This is a genomic window from Dyadobacter subterraneus, assembly GCF_015221875.1.
Classification (GTDB): Bacteria; Bacteroidota; Bacteroidia; order Cytophagales; family Spirosomataceae; genus Dyadobacter; species Dyadobacter subterraneus.
Genome location: NZ_JACYGY010000001.1, coordinates 4,504,933 through 4,524,595 on the forward strand (window position 1 = coordinate 4,504,933; position 19,663 = coordinate 4,524,595).

Annotated in this window: 13 protein-coding genes; 1 reads left to right on the plus strand and 12 read right to left on the minus strand. The window is 41.0% G+C overall.

Translation table 11 applies throughout. From position 1 onward, the window contains the following. Window positions 1-26: 26 nt before the first annotated feature. Entirely contained in the window at window positions 27-965 is a 939-nt protein-coding gene (locus tag IEE83_RS18780; RefSeq protein WP_194122051.1) for an NADP-dependent oxidoreductase, read from the plus strand. A 91-nt stretch (window positions 966-1,056) separates the two neighbouring features. On the opposite strand, the gene IEE83_RS18785 is transcribed toward IEE83_RS18780, so the two are convergent. The 12 genes from IEE83_RS18785 to IEE83_RS18840 all read right to left on the minus strand — a co-directional run bounded on the left by IEE83_RS18785 (window position 1,057) and on the right by IEE83_RS18840 (window position 19,649). Next, complete coding sequence (locus IEE83_RS18785) at window positions 1,057-2,703, minus strand: arylsulfatase (protein WP_194122052.1); 1,647 nt, start codon at window positions 2,701-2,703, stop codon at window positions 1,057-1,059. 5 nt (window positions 2,704-2,708) lie between these two features. Then, on the minus strand, window positions 2,709-3,863 hold the full coding sequence (locus IEE83_RS18790) for a family 43 glycosylhydrolase (RefSeq protein ID WP_194122053.1): 1,155 nt from the start codon (window positions 3,861-3,863) through the stop codon (window positions 2,709-2,711). A 27-nt stretch (window positions 3,864-3,890) separates the two neighbouring features. Further along, the gene (locus IEE83_RS18795; RefSeq protein ID WP_310588529.1) at window positions 3,891-5,318 is read right to left on the minus strand and encodes a sulfatase family protein; all 1,428 of its coding nucleotides are present in this window, start codon (window positions 5,316-5,318) and stop codon (window positions 3,891-3,893) included. Between the two features lie 28 nt (window positions 5,319-5,346). Beyond that, window positions 5,347-6,873: a sulfatase family protein gene (locus tag IEE83_RS18800; protein ID WP_194122054.1), complete on the minus strand. Its 1,527-nt coding sequence runs from the start codon at window positions 6,871-6,873 to the stop codon at window positions 5,347-5,349. Between the two features lie 96 nt (window positions 6,874-6,969). Beyond that, window positions 6,970-8,361 (minus strand): sulfatase, encoded by a 1,392-nt coding sequence (locus IEE83_RS18805; RefSeq protein ID WP_194122055.1) that lies wholly within the window; start codon window positions 8,359-8,361, stop codon window positions 6,970-6,972. Between the two features lie 58 nt (window positions 8,362-8,419). Continuing rightward, window positions 8,420-9,787 carry a sulfatase family protein gene (locus IEE83_RS18810; protein WP_194122056.1) on the minus strand — a complete coding sequence of 456 codons (1,368 nt, stop codon included), beginning with the start codon at window positions 9,785-9,787 and terminating at the stop codon, window positions 8,420-8,422. A 10-nt stretch (window positions 9,788-9,797) separates the two neighbouring features. Beyond that, a complete protein-coding gene (locus tag IEE83_RS18815) occupies window positions 9,798-12,143 on the minus strand; it encodes an arylsulfatase (RefSeq protein WP_194122057.1) in 2,346 nt (781 codons plus the stop codon). 53 nt (window positions 12,144-12,196) lie between these two features. After that, complete coding sequence (locus tag IEE83_RS18820; protein WP_194122058.1) at window positions 12,197-13,624, minus strand: RagB/SusD family nutrient uptake outer membrane protein; 1,428 nt, start codon at window positions 13,622-13,624, stop codon at window positions 12,197-12,199. Window positions 13,625-13,656: 32 nt separating this feature from the next. Then, on the minus strand, window positions 13,657-16,689 hold the full coding sequence (locus tag IEE83_RS18825) for a SusC/RagA family TonB-linked outer membrane protein (RefSeq protein ID WP_228101875.1): 3,033 nt from the start codon (window positions 16,687-16,689) through the stop codon (window positions 13,657-13,659). A gap of 621 nt (window positions 16,690-17,310) precedes the next feature. Beyond that, complete coding sequence (locus IEE83_RS18830) at window positions 17,311-18,015, minus strand: DUF6250 domain-containing protein (RefSeq protein WP_228101876.1); 705 nt, start codon at window positions 18,013-18,015, stop codon at window positions 17,311-17,313. Window positions 18,016-18,158: 143 nt separating this feature from the next. Further along, window positions 18,159-19,049 carry a DUF1684 domain-containing protein gene (locus IEE83_RS18835; RefSeq protein WP_194122059.1) on the minus strand — a complete coding sequence of 297 codons (891 nt, stop codon included), beginning with the start codon at window positions 19,047-19,049 and terminating at the stop codon, window positions 18,159-18,161. Window positions 19,050-19,235: 186 nt separating this feature from the next. Beyond that, a complete protein-coding gene (locus IEE83_RS18840) occupies window positions 19,236-19,649 on the minus strand; it encodes a carboxypeptidase-like regulatory domain-containing protein (protein WP_194122060.1) in 414 nt (137 codons plus the stop codon). Window positions 19,650-19,663 lie beyond the last annotated feature (14 nt).

Here is a 19,663-nt window from a genome sequence, read left to right on the forward strand (position 1 = left end):
TTTGCTTCATAATCAAAAGCAAGCAAATGAAAACTATCGTATTGGTTGAACCAGGGTCAACCGCAAATTTGAAAATAAAAGAAGTATCGGTACCAGAAATTAAGATTGATGAAGTACTGATCAAAGTAAAATCAATCAGTATAAATCCGGTTGATGCGAAAACCCGGCAAGGCGGAGGCGTTTACAAATACGGCAATGTCAGTAAACAAACAGAATTGGTTTTGGGCTGGGATATTTCGGGCGTTGTTACAGAATCCAAATCCGGTTTGTTCAATGTCGGCGACGAAGTTTTTGGCATGGTAAATTTTCCAGGCGTTGGCAATGCTTATGCAGAATATATAGCCGCACCGGCCGAACATCTTGCTTTGAAACCAGCTGAAATATCCCACGACGAAGCGGCTGCGGCAACCCTTGCTCCTCTAACGGCTTTACAGGTTTTCACTGATGCCGGTATTAAAAAAGGCGACCGTGTTTTGATTCATGCGGCTTCCGGCGGTGTGGGACATTACGCCGTTCAGCTTGCGAAATATCTGGGCGCCTATGTTATCGGGACTTCTTCTGCTACAAATAAGGATTTTGTTCTTTCTTTGGGAGTGGACGAACATATTGATTATCAAACACAAACGCTCGCAGATAGCACCAAAGATATTGATTTTGTACTTGATTGTCTAGGTCCGGATAACATCATTAATTCTTTACCTGTAATTAAAAATGGTGGTAAGATTATAAGTATTGTTACTCAATTTAATGATGCGCTGACGGAAAAATTAAAGCCCGGAAACATTGATGGAAAGTTTATGCTGGTTAAATCAAACGGAAAGGACATGCACTTTCTGGCAAAACTTTTAGCCGAAGGAAAACTCAAATCGCATGTTTCCAAAACCTTCTCTTTTGACCAAATGGCAGAGGCGCATGAACAGATTGAAAGTGCAAGAACTGTGGGGAAAATTGTTGTTAACGTTTAATAAGTTTCCACTTTTTTGAATTACATCAAACATCGAAGGATTACAAATTCGTAATTCTTCGATGTTTGGTTTTGTCGTTATTTTCAAAATATTACTTGAAATAATTTCTACCCTTTGGAAAAACCTTGTGCGTATCAGCCCAGTTTTGCCATTTTTCATCCAGATCTTTTACGATATCAGTATGTTGATCTGCTACATTATTTCTTTCGGTTCGGTCAATTTCCAGATTGTAAAGTTCCCATTTCCCGGCAGGTAAACGTTTCACACCTTTCCAGTTTCCATGTCTAACCGCACAGTTTTCTTCATGCTCCCAATACATGTAATCGTGGGTTTTACTGTCGCCTTTTATAAAATCAGGTAACATACTTAATCCTTCCGTGGGCATGATTGAATTTCCATTAAATGATTTCGGATAAGTTACGCCGGCGACGTCAATTAAAGTCGGTAACAAGTCAATAATATGATGTGGCGTTGTACTCCATTTTCCCGATTTTTCCTTAATTCCCTTTGGCCAGTAAGCAATAAACGGAGCTGCAATTCCCCCTTCATAGGTGGAATTTTTCCATTTTTTGAAAGGTGCATTTGAGGTATTTGCCCAACCCGTTCCGTACGATACCACCCAGAATTTGCCCGGATCATTTATTTCCTCCTGCCCTTTTCCGCCCAGTTCCTTGTAAGGCTCACCACAAGCACCATTGTCAGACAGAAAAACAATAAGCGTATTATCCAGTTTGTTTTCCTTTTTCAGCGTAGCGATTAGTCTTCCAATGTTCTGATCCATTCGGTAAACCTGGGCCGCATAAACGCTCATCCGGTACGCAACATCCTTTTGTTCCGCAGCACTGAGTTCATTCCATGGCCTCATTTCCCGTTGAGCAAGACCCCACTCGGTTTTATTAATTCCCATAACCGTTTGTTTTCTCAGCCTTTCATGTTTTACAGAATCCCAACCGATCAGATATTTATCCTTGAACAATTCAATATCCTTTTCCTGCGCTTGCAAGGGCCAGTGCGGAGCGGTATATGCCAGATATAAAAAGAATGGATTTTTGTCTTTTTGTTCAGTTATGAAATTGATTGCGTTATCCGTGAAAGCATTTGTTGTGTAATAATCATCCGGAAAATCATAAGCCGGATCACTATTTCCGGTTGTAATACCGCGCGGTGGAAACGGTTTCAGATAACTTGATCCGCCTGAAAGTATTCCGTAAAACTTTTCAAAACCTCTTTGCAACGGCCACTTTTCTTTTCCATGCATGCCTACATGCCACTTGCCCGACATATAAGTATGATAACCAGCCGTTTTCAAAACTTCGGAAATTGTTACAGAATTTTTGCTGAGATAACCGCGGTATCCATCCGTTCCTTCATCATTGGCTTTTGGATCTTCCGGATCTTCTGACATGCGGCCGATACCTGCCTGATGCGGAAAAAGTCCGGTCAAAAGACTTGCGCGTGTCGGGCAACATCTTGCATTATTATAAAACTGCGAAAACCTAAGTCCTTTATCAGCAAGCATATCAATATTCGGTGTAGGAATTTCGCCTCCGTAACTACCAATATCAGAAAAACCCATATCATCAGCCAGGATGACGATCATATTTGGCCGCTCTGTTTTGACCGAAGCTACATTATTTCCGTTTTTTGGCGCTTTGGTGGTTTGTTGGGCATTGGTAGTGAAATCTATTGAGATAAATAATATCCAAATCAGAAGGACAATGCTATTAAATCTGTTCATATATTTTATTTTGAATAAAACTGCTCTGCACGTACTGCATCTGGTAACAATTTCCCATTCTTCCATTTTACCGGAACGATGGCAGGTCTGCAAGTCGGCGAATATTTTGCACCTCTCAATCCACGTGGATTAAAAAAGGTTGAGGACCAAAGTTCGCCCTTTTTGTCTTTAAAAAGATTATTATGTCCACCTTCCAGAATTGCAGGATACCGCTCGCCGTACGGACCATTAATATTGGCTGATTCTGCAACCACAACGTCATAGCTATATACCAGTTTTGGATTTTCATTGTCTTTCAAATACGTATAAGTTCCATCTTTTTTAGGCACAGACCAAACCGTCTGCAAAAGCTGATATTTTCCGTCGTGTTTTGTCAAAAATACACCTTCAATATAAGGTTCAGGATTGTATGGAGTTTCTGCAAATTGCCGGAAAGGCTCAGCCAGATCACTCAGATCAGGTTTCATTTTTGCAATGAAATGATTGTGGCCAACTACATATACATCGCCGTTATCATCTTCAAACAAACTGGCATCAATATTTTTAAATATTGGCTTGTCAGCATTTCCTGCAATATTTCGATAGGGTCCTTCCGGTTTTCCTGACGTGCTTTCAAGAATAAATGAACCTTGTCCGCCGTTCAGACAAGCTACAATTAACCATCTTTTCTGACCTTTGATATAGTGAATTTCAGGAGCCCAAACCGCACGGTATAATGAATCCAAAGCATCATTGTTAACAGATTTTGCGCCAGCCAAAACCGGTTTTCCCTTCTTTTGCCAGTCTGCCGCGTTTTTATCAAAGCTCCATATCAGCCCCAATTTTTGCCAGGATTTTAAATCTTTGGATTTCCACAGATATATTCCGTCGTTATAATCCCAGCAGTGAGGCGTGCCATTTGGGAAAATTCTGTTTGGACTGGCCGTTGTACCTGTGAGGTAGTAATTCCCATCCGGACCATACATCACATACGTATCCCGCATCCAGACATCTAAAATCGGACGAATTATATCAGGAACTGTCAGTGATTTATTGCCAACAGGAGCTGTTGGATCGCTGAATTTACGATCAGAGACCGTTTTTTGGTCCTGACCAAAGATCGCTAATGGAAGTATTAGCAAAGTCCAAAATCCCGCTGACCAAATTATGTTTTTTATCATCAAAAATATTAAATGGAAAACCATTTGTTAAGGATTTTTTGAATAGCCTATATCCATTTCAGCTCCTTTATCTTTTTGCTGTTGCATCCACTCAAGCAATTCCTTTTTTAGTTCTTTAATTTTATCCTGATGAGCTGGATCAGCTGCAAGATTACTAAATTCGGAAGGATCATTTAAAGTATCATAAAATTCGACTGGCGGGCGGTTTACGAAACGTTCAGTCAGTCTTTTGGCTTCCTGATTTTTGTCTGCCTTAATAAGCCATGAAGACCAAACCGTTTTCTTGTTTTTATCCTCACCATTCATGAGCGCCTTATTAAAATACGGTTTTTCCGAGGATAAATTCAGGATCAGCTTATACCTGTCATCACGAATACTTCGGATTGGATATGCATCACCTGCCGGAATATTATTATGAATGCCGTAAGCATATTGACGAGCCGTTTTGCTTTTTGCCAAAACAACAGGCAGGAAACTTTTTCCATCCAGACCAGGTATCGGAGTTCCGCCAGCAATGTCAATAAGTGTTGGGGAAATGTCTTCATACTGTACAATAGCGTCGGTTACGGAGGATGATTTTACGCGACCCGGCCATTTTATAAGCATAGAACTTTTCTGACCTGCATCCCAAAGATTCCATTTTCCGCCGGGAAATTGTGCTCCTTGTTCGCCCATAAAAATGACAATTGTATTTTTGTCCTGCCCGGTTTCTTTCAGAAGTTTTGTAATATCTCCAACCTGATTATCCAGCCGTCTTACCTCCGCAAGGTACTTGACATATTGTCTGCGGGTCATTGGCGTATCTACCCATTCCTTAGGAAGCTGCAATTTTGCCGGGTTAAATTCAGTCGTATCACCAATCGTCCAAGGTGCGTGCGGATTGATGCTCATTACAAAAAGACAATACGGTTTCGTGTCCAGTTTGATATATTTTTTCACATCTTCCAACTGATAATCATCTGTTGGCGAGACACATTCTGGTTCAAAACCATTGATAATATCAAAAGGGAAAACCGACTTGGGTTTCGTCACATGATCCTTGCCCGTCAACCCGACCCGGTACCCCACATCCGTAAGATAGTGTCCAACACTTTTCAGGGTATCATTAACAGATTTATGATTTTGAAAAGCGCCATGCCTAGCCGGATATAATCCCGTGAAAAGTGACGCCCTCGTGGGTACACACATGGCCTCGGAGGTATAAATATTAGTAAATCTAAGCCCCTCTTTTGCCAGCGCATCAATGTTGGTGGTTTTTAGATTCTGTCCTCCATAACAACTGATTTGTCTGCTATCCAGATCATCAGCCATAATAATTATGATGTTAGGCCTGACATCCTTAATTGCTTTTTGGGCAATTATTTTATTTTGCCCGAGCACTATTAACGCAATCATCAGGTAAAATAAAGTCCTGTAACGAAGTGTTAAAATCACGCTTTTTTCATTTTTTTTCACAAATCTGATAAGTAAAGATTACAAACGATCATTCTTCAAAAGCCTTACCAACACTATAATTTGCTTTGTCTAAATCAGCCTTTTGTGCACCAGGATATACTTTATAAAAAGCTTCCAGCATGACTTTCGGAGAATTTCTGTTTTGAAAAACTTTCAAAAGCGGATCATTGGTTTTTGACATCCAAGTTTCAAGATCTTTTCTTGCAGATTGCACTCTGTATTTAAATGCGGGATCGTTTATAAGGTTATGCAGTCCGTCAGGATCTTTTTTTAAATCATACAATTCCTCTTCGGAACGGTAGCGAAATGATTTTACACGCTCCGCAGCATCCGGATTATTTCCCGCAGCCTCTTCAAGCGCCTTCATTGTCAATCCCTCATTATTATTTCGGTAAACTCTTTCTCCATCAGCCCAGGCGTTGAAAATATAACTAAAATCAGAAGTGACCACACTACGCATCGGCGTTGGGCCGCCGGCCTGTTTTGTATCGATCTGGGTAAATATTTTATCCCTGCCCGTCTGCGTTTTGCCTTCCAATAATGGCAAAAAAGACCTTCCGTTTGTTTTTCCAGTGAATGGTATTTTTAATATATCAAGAATGGTAACAAAATAGTCAACACTTGAAATCAGGTCCTTTTTATTAACAGTTCCTGCTTTGGTGACCGCTGGCCAACGCACTAGAAATGGCGTCCGGTTACTGGCATAATAGGTGTTTGCTTTGGCAAAAGGAATGGCAATACCGTTGTCGGATAAAAATATGACCAACGTATTTTCAGCCTGTCCGGATTCTTCAAGTGCCTGCATTACCCTGCCAAAAGTATCGTCCAGTCTACGTGTTGAATTGTAATAATAGCTCAGCTCTTGGCGCACTTTGGGAAGATCCGTTACAAAACCCGGAACTGTAATTTCATCAGGTGAATAAATCCTTGAAGGCGCCTCCGCCCCGTTTTTTAAGGGCTCTTTTGGATTGTGATAAGGACGATGAGGATCATCAGAATTGACCATAAAATAAAAAGGTTTTCCTTTTTGACTGGCTTGTGCAAAAAAAGCTTTCGTTTTTTCATAGTAAGCTTTTGGACTTCTGCCGTCACCTAAATCAGCCTGATCAAAAGTGAAATCCCATTTAAAATCAGCTTTCGGTGTGGAATGACCTACTTTACTAAGAATTCCAAGCTCATAGTTTTGCGCTCTCAATAATTCAACCAGAATAGGAATTTGGCTACCTGGTTTCATTTTTACAAAACCTGTAACGCCACTGTTATGTCCGTAAAGTCCCGTTGCCAGGATTCCCCGGCTCGGAGCGCAAATGGCTGCATTCACAAAAGCATGTTCAAAACGCAGCGACTGACCGGCGAACTTATCAATATTCGGAGAAATATCCGGAACTTTCGAACCATAACAACCCAGTGAATTCCGGTCCAGATCATCTGCTGTAAAAAGCAGAATATTGAACGGTTTTGCTTCCTTGTGGACCGTGTTTTGAAATGCCAAAAGCAATCCACAAGAAAGAAATATTACCGATAAAAATGAAATTTTATTCAACGAACGCTTCATAGTTCAACTATTTAGATAACTATTTTTTTGGTATTCAAACAGGTAAGACTCCATGGATCAATCCGCAGAGTCTTACCTATTCCTTTTTTTATGTATTTATTCGCCTGATTCTTTAACAGTAGGCGCGTCTTTTGCATTTAAGGTGGGCAGGGATTTAGCCAATTCACTTTTCACTGCCGCATATTTTGGTTCTTTTGCCAGATTTTTCCATTCAAGCGGATCTACATCATGGTCATACAATTCCTCCGAACCATCGTTGTAACGGATATAACGATATTTTTCAGAACGAACCGCATGATTTCCAAAGCCGTGCGTCGTCACCGATGGATGTTTCCACGGAGCCGCCGGATTTTTCAAAAGCGCAGCGATGCTATTACCTTCCAGTTCCTTTTTTGCAGGTAATTTACAAAGGTCAACCAGTGTTGGATAAATATCCATCAGGTTCACAGTTCTGTCGGAAACCCCGTTTAGCGTCGAAATCCCGGGGGCGTAAACGATGAACGGAACGCGGGAAGCTTCTTCCCAAAGTGCAAATTTACGCCAGTGCTCCTTCTCGCCCAGATGCCATCCATGATCTCCAAAGAAAACAATAATTGTATTTTTGGCATACTGGCTTTTATCAAGTGCGTCCAAAAGCCGGCCGATTTGCCCATCAGCAAAAGTAATACTGGCCAGATAACCCTGAACCGCCTTTTCCCACTGATCGTGTTCTTTAATAAACTTATGATCTCCGTTTGGCTTTGCTATTTTCACCCCCGCAGCCGGCACATCAGCCAGATCATTTTCAGTCACTTTCGGTCGTTTTATTTCGGACAAGGGGTACTGATCATAATATTTCTGTGGAACATACCAGGGCAAATGAGGACGGGTAAGTCCAATTGCCAGGAAGAAAGGTTTTTCATGTTTTTTGCCAAAAAAATCAATTCCCTGGTTAACTACTTTAAAATCTCCCATGTCTTCGTCTTTCACATCCACGGGACTCCAGTCAAAATTTGCAAAACCGTTTACCGGTTTTTTAGGTGGTTCAGGAGAATGCGGCACATCAAAATAGACTGGCCAGGATGCCTGGTCATTGAAGGAATTATGGAAAATTTTACCCGCACCTTTTACCTCATAACCATTGGCTGTGAAATACTGAGGTAAAGTGACCGCATCCTTTAGCACCGGTCGCCAAGGCTGATTATTATGATAAACACCTGATGTTGAAGGCCTGACACCAGTCAGCAAACTTGCACGCGACGGATTACAGGCCGGGGCCGAACAATAAGCCCGTTTAAAAACAACACCTTTTTTGGCAAGCTTGTCAATGTTAGGTGTTTTAATTCCTTCATAACCGCCAAATGGCCCGATCCAGTCGTTCATATCATCTACGGCGATGAAGAGAACGTTGTACTTTTCATTTTTTTGCGCGAGAGTAACATTGATTTCGGACAGAAAAAGAATCAATGTCAGACCAAGCAACTTTACGGGAATATCTGATATTTTCATACGTATATCTTAAATTTTATAAGTTGAAACAATTCCTTAAACCCACCTTAAATCACAATCAATCTCCTTTGTCGGCAAAACCTGCAACCGGTTCCAGACCAGGGAGAATAACTTTGGCAACATTTGGATCACCAAATTTCCAGGCTGGCAGTTTCGCTAATTGAGCCTGAAAAAGTATTCTGGCTTTTTCGCCTTCAGCTCCCGCTTTTCCTTTCTCTATCGGAGACTTTTCTTCACTGTCTTTTACCAGATCATAAAAACGTCCATCCGAATAAAGCTTGTAATGCCGGTCACGGAAAAACCGCGCAGATTCTTTATTCGCTCCTTCTGAATGGTTCGGGGAATAATGCGAGAAAATCCATTTCCTTGGCGTTCCTTTTTCACCTCTGATCTGTGGCAAAATACTGGTACCATCCGTATCCCAGGTTTTGGGAACCGGCTTGCCGATTATGTCCGCGATCGTTGGAAGGAAATCGGTAAAGTCAACCAGATCGTCCGTTTCGTGGGCTTTATATTTTCCGGTTCCCCAATTTACGATCAGCGGCACGTGATGTCCGCGGTCCAGCGTCAGGCCTTTTCCACCGTTTACTTTACCACCGTTTTTTAACGGCGTTACCACAGCTCTTCCCGTGCCATTATCCCCGGTGAAAACGATGATCGTATTTTCATACAGATTCAAATCTTTCAGTTTCTGGATAATCTTACCGACATTTTTGTCTGAATAAGTTACCATATCCCGAAAGTTTAATGTGTCTTTTTTATGACGGCCTTCGACATTCGTTTTCCAGTTTTTGCTGTTGGGTGTTGGAAGAAAAGGGTCGTGTACCAACGCCATTGGATAATAGGCCAGAAACTTTTTGTCTTTGTTTTTTTCAATAAAATCAAGAAGATAATCGGTGAAAATATCGGGTCCGTAATCATCGTCCGTCGTTTTCAAAATTTCACCATCCCGGTCAATCAAGGGCTTCGCATATCTTTCGCCGTCTCGCCTCGGTTTACTCAATTGCCACAGACAATACTGATCAAACCCAAAATGTTTTGGTAATCTTTGATTTGCACCTAACTGCCACTTCCCGGCAATAGCCGTGGCATAGCCAGCCTCTTTCGCCAAATGCGCAAAAGTCTTTTGATCCTGATTCAAATGCCCAAACTGTGAATAGTTTTTATAATTGTACTTTCCCGTCATAATCTGCACACGGGATGGTGTACAAAGCGGCTGAGCAAATCCATAATTGAATTTCAATCCTTCTTTGGCCAGTTTATCGATATTAGGTGTCTTGTAAGTACTGCCATAGGCCCCGATACATTCTTTCCCCATGTCATCAGCCAGAATCAGGATAATATTCGGCACTGTTTTTTGGGCGAAAGTGTTTATAGCAATTAGCAGCATTAAAACCAGTGCTATAAAATGAGTGATCTGTTTCATCGTTTTAACATTAAAGATTATCATACTGAATTGTCACTTTTTTCAGTTTCCCCGTAAATGCAAACGGTGCTTTGTACTGATCTGAAACTTCATATTTCTGATCCCTGCCTACGTCCGTACCGTCAATATTCCGTCCTCCCTGAATGCCTGCCTGAGCTGGTAAAAATGCTCTTTCACCAATTTTTTCATCATTCAAAAAAATGGTTTCCTTCCCTACCGGTTGTCCAGCCTGAGGTTTTCCCGAATACTCATAAACCAGTTTGAAATTGACTTTACCTTTTGGAATCACATTGGTTGAAACACTGTTAAAAACATCCCGCGCGGTCTTATGCGTGTAATGAAATTTGCCATCTTTTATAAACAGACTGATACCTGTTTTATCTCCTCCGACAGCAAAAAGTACCCCTTCTTCTTTTCCTGAAACAATTTCAGCTTCGGCATTGATTGTGAAAGAGCGCCCATCGTATAAAGGACTGCTCACGCCAACAAGATTGTCGATGCCCGGAAACAAGGTTATATTTTTCATTTTTCCATAAACAGTTCTTCCTGCTGGCATATCGTGTGCGGTGAAATCTTTCAGGGGATAAACATTGTATTTTTTTGCCTGCTGATCAAAAACAGCTTGCAGTTCTTTCAACTTTTCCGGATTTTTTGAAGCAAGGTTAATACGCTCGTTAAAGTCATCATTCAGGTTGTACAACTCCCAAACATCTTTACTGAAATCAACTTTTCCACCAGTCGGGTCAGCACCTCCCCCGATGTTGATCCCTTCCGGAATATCATGCAAGGCCCCTGCTTTCCAGCCATCTTTGTAAATTGAGCGGCTTCCGGCAATTTCATAATATTGCACGGTGTGTTTTGAAGGTGCTTTCGCATTATCCACGGCATAGGCAAGACTTGTTCCTTCAAAAGGTTCCTGTTTATAGCCATTGATAATTTGCGGCGACTGAGCCTTCGCAAGCTCAATGGTTGTTGGCAAAATATCGTTGACATGACCATACTGATTCCGGATTCCACCTTTGTCTTTTATACCTTTTGGATAAAATAAAATCATTGGATTTCTGGTCCCGCCTTCTGTATTGGCATCAGCTTTCCAGTAACGGAAAGGCGTGTTAGCTGCCGCTGCCCAGCCAATAGGGTAATCCGTACTTGACTCGTCCGTACCGATGATATCTGCTGCTTTTACAATCGCATCAATCCGTTGTTCGCCTTGCAGTCTGTTAATCTGCGGGTTAACGGTTCCATGCTGCGTCCCGCCTTTGCTTGCTCCATTATCTCCCAGCATTACAGCGATTACGGTATTGTCAAGCTGATCAATTTGTTCAAGATAATTGATGATTCGCCCGATTTCGTAATCGGTATAAGAATAAAATGCCGCATAAACTTCCATAAAATGAGCATAGGCTTTTTTCTCCTTTTCAGATAATGTAGCCCATTCTTTTACACCAGGATTTCTCTCCGGAAGTATTGCATTTTTTGAAATAATACCCAGTTTTTTCTGGTTTTCAATAACGACTTCACGGTATTTATCCCAACCCAGATCAAACTTTCCTTTGTACTTATCAATCCATTCTTTTGCCACCTGATGTGGAGAATGCGTAGCACCGGTAGCAAAATAAAGGAAGAACGGTTTCTCCGCATCAACCGACTTTTGGTTAGCAATGTAAGTGATAGCTTTATCAGCTAAAAGTTCGTTCAAATGCCTGGTATTGGGTTCAATATCCAGTTTGGTATTATCCTCCCAAAGCTCCGGATGCCACTGATCCGTTGCTCCCGGAAGAAATCCGTAATAGTGATCAAAGCCTCTTCCCGTTGGCCAGCGGTTGAAGGGACCTGCCTGAGAATTTTCAGTGACCGGTGTCAAATGCCATTTTCCAAGTGCAAAAGTGCTGTAACCGTTTTCACGGAGTACTTCGGCGGCTGTTGCTTTTTCAAATGGGATATAGGTATCGTAACCCGGAAAATCGATAGCTGCCGGTGTTAGCAGTCCGACGTGCGCGGAATGGTGATTTCTTCCCGTCAAAAGCGCTGCGCGGGTTGGTGAACAAATGGCGGTTGTATGAAAATTTGTAAACCTTAAACCCTGATTAGCCAGTTTTTCAATGTTCGGCGTTTCCACAAGACCACCGAATGCCGTGGTGGCACCAAAACCTGCGTCATCGATCAAAATCCAGATAACATTAGGCGCATCCTTTGATGCTTTTTTATTATAATTTATTTTGAAAGGTGTTGATTCCTTTAACGTTGGAGCAATTTTCCCGTTCCATGGCTGCTGAGGACTATGCTGAGCCATGACGGACGTTATCGACATAAGACCAGCGATAACGGGTATAAGAACTTTCAATTTTTGCTGCATGGATTTACTGTTAATCTTATTTGACAAAACGTGAACGATGATTTTGATGGCGATTATTCCCAACCCGGATTCTGTACAAGTTTTGGATTTAAATCCATTTCACGCTGCGGAATCGGATGGAGATAATGTTTTTCAGACGCGTTTGTTTTACCTGCTTTATGACATGCTTCAATCATACGTTTTGTACGAATGAGATCGAACCAGCGTTGAAATTCAAACATCAGTTCCAACCGGCGTTCGGTGTAAATCGCTTCCCGGAAATCGGCTTTCGACAAACCTGCCAAAGCTTCAAGTCCGGCTCTTTTTCTGACTCTGTTGACAGCAGCGAAAGCTTCCGACGAAGGTCCGGTTGCTTCATTAACCGCCTCAGCATAAATGAGCAGGATTTCTGCAAAACGAATCACTGGAATATTCTTAGCAGATTCTGTTGGATTTACGATTTGATCCATATCAAAATATTTAAAGAAACGAGGTTGAAAAGTAACAGCCTTACCGGTTGTTGGGCTCACCAAAGAAGTGAAAAATGTGACATTACGGCGTTTATCAGCAGCTGAATAAAGGGCGTAAGTATCCGGGTGCGGCTCATCAGTTCCGGCCGAGGCAACACCCGGAATGCCTACCGGCGTGGCCGAAGAAGCGAGCCGATTTCCCTGCCCATTCACGTTGGATTTGCACTGTGCAGAAAAGATATGCTCCTTCCCGTTTTTGGTAGCCACATTAAATACGTCCGCAAAATTTTCAAATAAATCATATCCATAAGGACCATTGATCACTTCCAGACTTTTTGCCGCAGCCTTATCCCACTCCTGGTGGGTCAGATATACTTTTGCCAAAATTGATTTTGCAGCTCCTCCCGTGGCACGTCCTGCGTCGGCGCCTGTGAAGGCGGCCGGAAGTGCTTCGGCTGCTGTTAAATCGGTAATTATTTGTTGGTAAACTTGTTCTTTTGGAGTTCTTGCTACCTGAATTGCGTCTTTGGTTAGAGAGCCTGTTTCGTTCAAAATTAAAGGAACATCACCCCAAAGTCTTACCAGATTGAAATAGAGAAGCCCGCGTAAAAACTTTGCTTCATTCACCAGTCTCGCACGAAGGGTTTCATCCATCGAAATAAGTGGAATACGGTCAATAGCGATATTGGCGCGGTTTATAGCCACATAACTTTCTCTCCATAACTCGTCAACACGGTCATTGGTGGTAGAATGCGTTAACACTGAAATCGTTCTTACATCCGCGTTAGTCACCCGAAGTCCCGCAATGGCGTCATCTGACATGATCTCGATAGCAAGATGGAAAAGACGGTTATACATCGTAATTCCGCCATTATTTAGCGTGGCGTTGTAAACACTCGTAACGGCAGAAAGCGCGTCACTTTCAGTGTTATAAAACTGCTCCGTTGTGATTAAAGATTCAGGTTTTTCGTTCAGGTCCGTGCAGGAGATGAATGAAATAAAAGTCAGAATTATATAAAATATTTTCTTCATTGCTTAAACGTGCTATTTGCCTTTTGGCAGAATTAAAATGAAATACTCAAACCTCCCAGAAAACTTTTGCTGCTTGGATAAATGCTATAATCTATCCCCTGATTCAGCGTACTCTGCTCATTGCGGCTCACTTCCGGATCAAATCCTGTGTACTTGGTCCAGGTATAAAGATTCTGCGCTGACATGTAAATTTTAATGTTGCTGGCGTGAATTTTTGACGTCACTCTTTTCGGCAGATTATACCCGATTGTCAGATTTTTCAATCTTAAAAAAGAAGCATTTTCAACATAGCGACTTGTATTAACCGCAGCAGGATCTTCAAAAGCACGCTGCACTTCATTACCTGGATTAGTTGTAGTCCAACGATCATAAGCGGCAGTTGATGCATTTTGCTGTCCGGTCAAAAGTTCGAGCTGTTGTTTATTCTGATTAAATAATTTGTTTCCATAGGTTCCCTGGAAGAAAAAACTCAGATCAAAATTCAGGTATGATAAAGTGTTTGTGATACCACCCTGGAATTTAGGTTGTGCATTTCCGATGATCGTACGGTCATCGGCTTGTGTAATTTTTCCGTCGCCATTGATATCTACATAGCGGCGGTCTCCTGGTTTGGTTGTAGCCGGATTGATCGTTGGCAAACTGGCAATATCATCTCCTGTTTGAAATAAACCGTTCGTTTTATATCCATAAAAAGAACCCAGCGGCTTGCCTACCTGAGCGATGTTGGCGCCAGAAATAATATAATTTGCTCCGTCTCCAAGTGTCAGCACTTTATTTCTGTTGATTGAAAAAACGAAATTGGTATTCCATGAAAATGGCCCTGAAAAGTTCGTCGTGTTAATACCCAGTTCAATTCCTTTGTTTTCAACCGAACCATAATTCTGCAAAGCAGTTGACTGTCCGGTTGTATAAGGAATTGGTACGTTCAGCAGCAGGTTTGTAGTCTTTTTATAGTAAGCATCAAAAACGAAATTAATTCTGTTTTTCAGCAGCGACAGGTCAATTCCTCCGTCATATTGTCTGGTCGTTTCCCAGCCAAGATCCGGATTGGCAATGCGGTTTGGCGCAAATCCGATGTAAGTTTGTCCACCAAAAAAGTACGTTGCCGAGTTCAGAGTCGCCAAAGAAAGGTATTGCCCAATTTCCTGGTTTCCGGTAACGCCCGCGCTCAATCGCAGTTTTAAATTACTGATCGCCTCCACATTAGACAAAAATGACTCCCGGGAAATATTCCAGGCAAAAGCAGCGGAAGGGAAATAACCCCACTTATTATCTTTCCCAAATCTGGAAGATCCGTCCGCACGACCGCTGACAGTAAAAATATATTTTTGATCGATAGAATAATTGATCCTGCCCAGGTAGGAATTAAGAGCCCAGGCCGTAGAACCGGATGAAGGCTGGGAATAAACCGAACCACTGGCAAGATCATTATAAGCCAGCTGATCTGTAACAAATGCCTCCGAACCCGCAATTGCACTTTCCGATTTAAAGGCTTGCTGCGTATACCCGATAACCACATTCAGCACATGTTTATTGCTGAAAGTTTTCGAGTAACTAAGCGTATTTTCATTTAGCCAGGTGGAAGCAAATTTAGATCCCACCGATGCTTTTCCCGTAGGATTTGAATTGGCGCCCTGATAAATATCAGAAGGAACATACCGGTTTTGCTTATTATTGATAATGTCTGTTCCGAAGGAAACTTTCCCTACCAAACCTTCCAGAAATGTATATTCTCCATATGTGTTGGCAAGAAATCGATAGGTTGTGGTTTTATTTACTTCCTTCTCAAGCGTTGCAATCGGGTTCCCAAGCGGCGTTTCAAACTCACTTTGATATGTATATTTTCCGTTTACATCCCGAATATTCACCGTTGGCGGCATAGCCAGCAATCCATTAACAATACCTGCATTTGCTACCTGAGCACTAATTTTGCTCGCTGTTAAATTAACCCCAATTTTAAACCCGGAAGAAATATCACGGTCCAGATTTACCCGACCAGAATATCTTTCAAAATCAGTATTTCTTAAAATACCTTCCTGTTTGAAATAGTTACCGGAGATCGCATAACGCGTCCGGTCATCACCTCCTGTAAACGAAAGCTGGTGATTCTGAATCGGCGCAGAACGGAAAGCAGCACCCTGCCAGTCCGTACCTTCACCGAGTTTACGGATCTGGTCTTCTGTATAATATGGTGCTTTTCCGGAGTTGACACGGGCGTCATTTTTTAACAATGCCCAATCTTTTGCACTCGTCAAAACGTCGACTCTTTTCAGTACCGATTGAGTACCATAATAAGCATCATAAGTAAAAGTATTTTGTCCGGCTTTCCCTTTTTTTGTTGTAATCAGCACAACCCCGTTTGCTCCGCGGGAACCATAAATGGCTGTGGCAGAAGCATCTTTCAGGACTTCAATCGATTCTATATCGCTGGGATTCAGACTTGCAAGTGCATTAATACTTGGCCCGGCTGTAACACCCGCGCTGGCATCTGCATTACTGTTGTAAACCGGAAATCCGTCAATAACATAAAGGGGCTCATTTCCTCCCGTAATCGAATTTCCCCCACGTATCCTTATACTTACCGCGGCTCCCGGCTGACCTGAAACCTGTGTCACCTGAACACCGGCTGCGGCACCTTGTAACGCACGGTCAAAAGAGCTGATCGGTTGCTTTAAAGCAAGCTGTGGAACCGACGAAACAGATCCTGTAAGATCCCCTTTTTTCTGAGATCCGTAGCCGATTACCACCACTTCATCCAATACATTAGCCGTTTTTAAAGTGATTTCAACGGGTTCGGATGGTAACTCGTAAATATCTACCTCATGCTTTTCGTAACCTGTAATTGTGACTTGAAATGTAAAAGGAAAATCTTTGGGAGCAGCAATACTAAATTTACCATCAATGTCCGTACTGGCATATTTGGAAGTGCCTTTTAAAATCACTGTTGCCCCGGGAATGGTTTGTCCGGCTGCATCTTTAACCACTCCTTTCACAAATTCCTGAGCGCGTGCAGAGGTAAATATCAGTGCTAAAAACATAAAAATGTACAGGTATTTTTTCATCATAGTTAATTGTTTTGGATTAGGAATAATTGGTAATAAAAGGATCAACACCAGAGGTGAGAAAATAACCATATACAATATACGCAAACCAAATTCATCCAATTTGACGGCAGTCTACATTTGGGTAACCCACGAATTTCAACTCTATAAATCCCATTAATTAAAAGAATTGGTAGTTCAAATGCAGAAATGAAAGGATCCGAAAAGATTGCGATAAGAAAATCTAATTTGACGCGTCGTTTTAATTATCAAATTATCAGACAAGGCAAAAAAAGACATTTCAATGCGGCTGCGAGAAAGTCAGCAACTGCGAATACGGTTGGAGAATCGACTGAAATACTTTGAAAAAGGTACACACCAAAGCAAAGAATAAGGAATTATTCTATTCATAATTGTTTAAAATTTAACAAAAATCCTTTATGCTGGTGGTAACATAAAAGAAGTTACTCTATAAAATTGATAGACAAAGTAAGCTTATTAAGAAATCTTTACCAAATTTTCAGGGTCAAAGTTGTATAACTTTTGAAATTATAATTTTGAAAACACTTCCTATTACTAAAATTATATGGAGCCTTCGATTAGATTTGGGATAATCCAGCAATGATATTGTAAGTTTGATTAAAATCAATCTTCAAGCTGATAAACTTTAAAGTCACTGATTTCGTGCATGGAGCTTGTTGAACGAAACCCAAAGTATCCAGTGATTAAAGGATTTTTGTCCTGGTAGAAAAAATATTTATTTCCATCCACCCAAAATTCAGTTACTCCGTTTTTTACAATAATTCTGATTTGATAGGTTTTATTCGCAATCAGCAAATGATCCTTATCAGTATATTCTAAAAGTAGTACTCTTTGCCCGTCGCCCGGATATTTTCTGAACCGGGTTGTCGTATTGGAATTTCCTCCCATCCCAACGTAGTATAAAGAAAGAGAATCATATTCTTCCAACTTTCCTTTCCGCGTAAATAAATTTGTACGAAGCGGGTCGGAAGCCATCCAGAACTGATTCAGATCTGATAGTCTGTCATTTTTTCCTGTCCCCACAAGCACAGTCCAGTTATAAGTTATTTCAATATTAGTTTTTAACAGTTTATTCAGCCAAACCGTAACCCCTCCTTTCGTATCAATCACCAGCTTACCATCTTTGGTTATAATCGAGGAATTTGTCAAATCAGCAATTTCCGGTTTCCAGATTGTTGTGTCTAAAGGCTTCTGAAAATCGTCCTGAAAAATTAAATTTTTATGATCCTTACCAGGAATCTGCGCTACTGCAAAATTTGGCAGGTAAGAAATGAAAATAATCAGCAGGCAAAAAAGGTATGACTTCAAAAGTGAAAAGTTTAAGAATATTAAAAAGAGTAATCCCGTTCTCACAAATTAAATCAGGTAGAAATAATTTGCAAAACGGGATACTTATTTTTTTAGATGCTGAAATCTTTGAAGATTTATCAGGATTTCAAACAAGTCCATTATCAATGATGACCATAATTTTTCTCACCTGCTGTAACGGCCAATGCTAATATATTTTGTTTTGGCGGAAGCGGACAAGTTGCATAAGGCGTAAAGGCACAAGGTGGATTGATCGATTTATTAAAATCCAGATACGTATAACCTTCTGCGTCCAGCTTCGTTGTGTAAAGGAAACGTCCTGATCCGTAAGTTTCTTTTTTGTTGGTCTGATCTCCAAAAAGAATGAAAAATCCTTCGCCTGATTTCAATGCATCCAAGCGGTATTCTTTGCCTTTGATATTAAAAACCAAAACACCTGGAGAATCCTGCTGATCCAATCTTCCCGTAATATCAAGAATAGGAATTTTTCTACCTTCTGTTGGTTCAAATTTCGCTTTCACGCGCCAATCTTCGGAAACAGGAAAAGTGTTGATACCGGTAAATTCTTTCAAAAACGGACTTTCCAAATCCCTTAATCTAACCGCAAATTTATCCCCGCGTTTGATGATAAACCATCTGAGTGATTTATGTTTTAAAACAACAGGTTTGTCGTATGGGAAAATGCTAATTTTAGTAACAAGCTGATCGTTATAATATATCTCAGCTTCCGGTTTAGCTTCTACGGTGATCTGCCCGTTTTCAACAACGAATTCACCAAGTTTTGCCGGAGCACGATCGGCCGGAAAAACGATTTTATTTTTTCCGTCTCCACCAAAAGAGTTGCGGCCTTCTTCAAGCCAAAACAGACCCGCCAGATTGAGCCATCCATTTTCTGTTTTCAATGCCTCCACTCTTTCCGCATGCCAGGTTTTAATTTCGGCTTCGTAGGCACTGTCTTTCACAAAACCTGCTGAAATGAGCACAAGGAAAAGTAAACCTGCAATCCTGGATTTAATATTAAAGTTAGTTGTCATAATAGAAGTCTGGTAAAATTTTTACAAAGCTTAAATGAAATGTACAATTCAGAAACGGCTCATAATAAGTGTCATAAATATAGTATATAAAAGTAATAGATTTTATATAGAAATACGAATATCACAAAATTTATTATAAGAAGCAGTTAAAATAAATTCTTGATTTCGCCCCATGAAAAAATAAGATTAATGTCCCGAAATCTTCAATTTTCTTTCTGAAAGATAAATCGAACCAGTTTCCGAATCAGGAAGTTTTTCTTCGGTATCCGGAGTTTTTGAGCGTAAAAAACCGGTTCTTTCTTCATTTTTATTTCCGTCAAGCCGTATCTCATATTTCCATCCACTGCCGACTACAATTTCTTTGCTTTGAAAGTAGCGCGATGATGCTTCAATGGTATCACCCTCGGATACCGTCAAATCAAAATAACCGTCCTTTCCTGTTACTAAACCCTGATTCGAGCCCTTAACCCACACCACGATTCCGGATAACAGATCACGATTTTCTGCCGAAGTGACAATTCCACCAACTTCCTTTTTCTGAGCAGAAACCTGAAAAGAAAGAATAATAAAGAGCGACACAATTAGATATTTTCTTGTCATAATGAAGATTAATT